At 56.8% G+C, this 3,088-nt stretch carries 4 protein-coding genes and 1 pseudogene; 3 read left to right on the forward strand and 2 right to left on the reverse strand.

Annotated elements, in window-relative coordinates:
- The coding region (locus tag RI563_RS12980) for a M48 family metalloprotease (protein ID WP_310694805.1) at positions 1–1,202 on the reverse strand (1,202 nt) is incomplete at its 3' end.
- A gap of 207 nt (positions 1,203–1,409) precedes the next feature.
- Between RI563_RS12980 and RI563_RS12985 the strand changes: the two genes are divergently transcribed.
- From RI563_RS12985 to dsrE2, 3 genes are all read left to right on the forward strand, one after another.
- Positions 1,410–1,733, forward strand: a complete 324-nt coding sequence (locus RI563_RS12985) for a rhodanese-like domain-containing protein (RefSeq protein ID WP_310694806.1) — start codon at positions 1,410–1,412, stop codon at positions 1,731–1,733.
- A 144-nt stretch (positions 1,734–1,877) separates the two neighbouring features.
- Positions 1,878–2,108 carry a sulfurtransferase TusA family protein gene (locus RI563_RS12990; RefSeq protein WP_310694807.1) on the forward strand — a complete coding sequence of 77 codons (231 nt, stop codon included), beginning with the start codon at positions 1,878–1,880 and terminating at the stop codon, positions 2,106–2,108.
- Positions 2,109–2,198: 90 nt separating this feature from the next.
- Positions 2,199–2,675 carry a sulfur carrier protein DsrE2 gene (gene dsrE2, locus RI563_RS12995; RefSeq protein WP_310694808.1) on the forward strand — a complete coding sequence of 159 codons (477 nt, stop codon included), beginning with the start codon at positions 2,199–2,201 and terminating at the stop codon, positions 2,673–2,675.
- A gap of 158 nt (positions 2,676–2,833) precedes the next feature.
- Here the strand turns inward: dsrE2 and RI563_RS13000 are convergent.
- Positions 2,834–3,088: pseudogene (locus tag RI563_RS13000) on the reverse strand (outer membrane protein transport protein); the annotation flags it as partial.

Genomic DNA, 3,088 nt, shown 5'->3' on the forward strand with positions numbered 1-3,088 from the left:
AGGAAATCGCGCAGTACCTGGCGGGCGGTTTCGGACTGGTCGTTGCGTAACAGGCTTTCCACGTAGCCCTGGGTCAGGGCGGGGTTTTGCGGATAAAGTTTGAGCGCATCGCGATAGTCTACGAGCGCCGCGTCGATGGCGCCTTGCTTGACGTTCAGCCGGGCGCGGGCCAGCAAAAAGGCGATGCGCTGCGGTTGTTCGGCCAGCAGGTCGTCCAGCTGTTGTTCGGCGCTTTTGTAATCGCCGGTTTCCAGCAGACTCAGGACATAGCCGTAACGTTCGGCGGTGCGGTTGAGATAGCGGCCGGACGCCAGATTGTCGGCAAACTGATCGCGCAGCTCCGCGGGCTCGCGGCTGGTCAGCACCTTGATGCGATTACGCATCAAGTGGAAGCTTTCGGCATCCTCGCTCAGCCTGGGTTCGTATTCACGCGCGCGGTTGCGCGCATCGGCGATACGCGTGTCGGTCACCGGATGGGTGCGCAGAAACTCCGGTCCCTGCGGGCCATAGAGCCGGCTGGCCTTGTGCATCTGCTCGAAGAAGCTGGCCATGCTGTTGGGGTCGAAACCGGCGTTGGCCAGCAACTCGATGCCCAGATGATCGGCTTCCTTCTCATTGGCGCGGGTAAAGTTAATGCGGCTCTGGATGCTGCCGGCGGTAATCGAGGCGATGGCGGCCTGGCCCATGTCCGGGCTCTGCGCGCCCAGCACGATGGCGGCGATCAGCGCGGCCAGCACCGGCAGGCTGCTGCCGCCGCCAAAATCGTAGGCGCGGGCATGATGGCGCTGGGAAACATGGGCGATTTCATGGGCCATGACCGAGGCCAGCTCGCTCTCGGTCCGGGTGGAGAGAATCAGCCCGTAGTGAATGCCAATGTAGCCGCCGGGCAGGGCGAAGGCGTTGATATCGGGGGCATCGATCAAAAAGAAATGATAATCGGTCATGTCGCTATCGCCGGCGGCGATCAGCCGGTAACCGAGATGGTTGAGATAGCTGTCGATCAACGGGTCGTTGATGATGCGCCCGCTACGCTGGATATTGCGCATTACCGTCTCGCCCACCCGCTTCTCCTCGGCGGGCGTGGCGACGCCCGCGGCGGCGTCGCCAATATCCGGCAGGTTCGGCTGCGCCGACAGGCGCGCCGGCGTGAGAATCAGCAGGGCGATGAGCAGCCAGGCGGGATGGGTTTTAAAAGGGCGCAAAATAATCTCGTTAGACCTCGTCAATAGCAGGGTATTGGCATCATACGGCGATTTGGCCGCGATGACGAACCCGCAACGTAAGACCGCCAGCAACGTGATGGGTTCGACTCGTATTCATTTCAACATTCCAGTAGACTATGCCCGCTTTGACTAAAGCCCTGCTTGCCTCAGGGTTTTAGTGTGTTAACAGGGAGTCATGGGAGAGACATGATGCAGGTATTCAAGGAGATCGAGGTTGCGGATCTGGCCAGCATGCTGGAGGATAGCGACCACGGCATCAGCCTGATTGATATTCGCAATCCGGCTGATGCTTCGCAGGAAAGCATCCCGGGGGCCAGAAACGTGCCCATGCACCAGCTGCCCCTGGAAATGGACGGGCTTGAACCGGAACATCTGGTGGTGCTGTATTGCCAGATAGGACAGCGATCCGCCCAGGCCTGTGCCTACCTGAGCGCCAGCGGGTTTGACAATGTACATAACCTGCGGGGCGGGATTCAGGCCTGGAAATCCAGTGGACTGGAGGTGGCATGAAGCCCCATTTACAATACTGGATTACCACAAAAATCTTGTGTTCTAAATCCAGTTGTCATATAAGTGTAGGATTGATTGCTAATATTCAATCAACTTTTTTCTGAAACCCAAAACCAACTCAGATGACTTGAAGGAGAGAACGAGATGGCTGACTTCGATCAAGAACTGGACGCATCAGGCCTGAACTGCCCGCTGCCGATCCTGCGCGCCAAAAAATCCCTGGCCGGCATGTCCGAGGGACAGGTACTGCACATTATCGCAACCGACCCGGGTTCCGTGAAGGACTTCGAAGCTTTTTCCAAGCAGACCGGTAACGAGCTGATGGAATCCAAGGAAGACGGCGGGAAGTTCTACTTCCTGATCAAAAAGGCCTGAGGCCTCTGAAAACTATTATTATAAATACATCAAAACCGCTGTTACCGTGCCCGGCATATGGCGGGCAGGTGACAGGCATCGAGGTGCACTATGTCTAAAAAACTTGCCATTATTGCGACGAAGGGCACGCTGGACTGGGGCTATCCGCCGTTCATCCTGGCCTCCACCGCCGCTGCGCTGGGCTATGACGTCCAGATCTTTTTCACCTTCTACGGCCTGCAGCTGCTGAAGAAGAAAATCAACGTCAAGGTCAGCCCGCTGGGCAACCCCGGTATGCCGATGCCGATGGGCATGGACAAATGGTTCCCCGTTATCGGAACCGCCATCCCCGGAATGCAGGCAGTCATGACCAAGATGATGAAAGCCAAGATGAAATCCAAGGGCGTTGCCAGTCTCGAAGACCTGCGCGACCTGTGTGTCGAATCCGACGTGAAGATCATCGCCTGCCAGATGACCGTTGATCTGTTCGACATGAATCATTCGGATTTCATCGACGGGATCGAATACGGCGGTGCCGCCATGTTCTTTGAATTCGCCGGCGAAGCAGACATTACCCTGTTCGTCTGAACCGGATTCAAATCATGGGAGAGAAAAAACCCGAAGCGGAAGCTTCGGGTTTTTTTATGCGACAAATAAAAGTTGGCAGACTTCAGATGGCAGTTGGCAGTAAAAACAGCTGATTCCGACTTGCTGCCAACTGCTATCTGCCGACTGCCAGCTTTGTTCTAGAACTCCATACTTACCCCGACACTGAACAGATCCGAGTCGGTTTCGTAGGTGCCGTTGTAGGCGTTGGTACCGTTCGCTTCCGTGCCAGCATAGGCATCAGCGGAATTGACGTCACGATCATCCACATCGACCAGCATATAGGCGAGCTCCAGGTTCCACTTGCCGAAGTCGCGAGTCATCCCCAGGCTGAACAGCTGACGATCATCATCCGGCACCCGGGCGGAGAAGTACTCATCCGGCTGCGGCGTTTC

The sequence above is a fragment of the Thiohalophilus sp. genome (assembly GCF_031581315.1).
Classification (GTDB): domain Bacteria; phylum Pseudomonadota; class Gammaproteobacteria; order UBA6429; family Thiohalophilaceae; genus Thiohalophilus.

Coding starts and splice junctions, on each gene's coding strand:
- RI563_RS12985 (WP_310694806.1), top strand. CDS start 1,410: ATGATGCAGGTATTCAAGGAGATCGAGGTTGCGGATCTGGCCAGCATG.
- RI563_RS12990 (WP_310694807.1), top strand. CDS start 1,878: ATGGCTGACTTCGATCAAGAACTGGACGCATCAGGCCTGAACTGCCCG.
- dsrE2 (WP_310694808.1), top strand. CDS start 2,199: ATGTCTAAAAAACTTGCCATTATTGCGACGAAGGGCACGCTGGACTGG.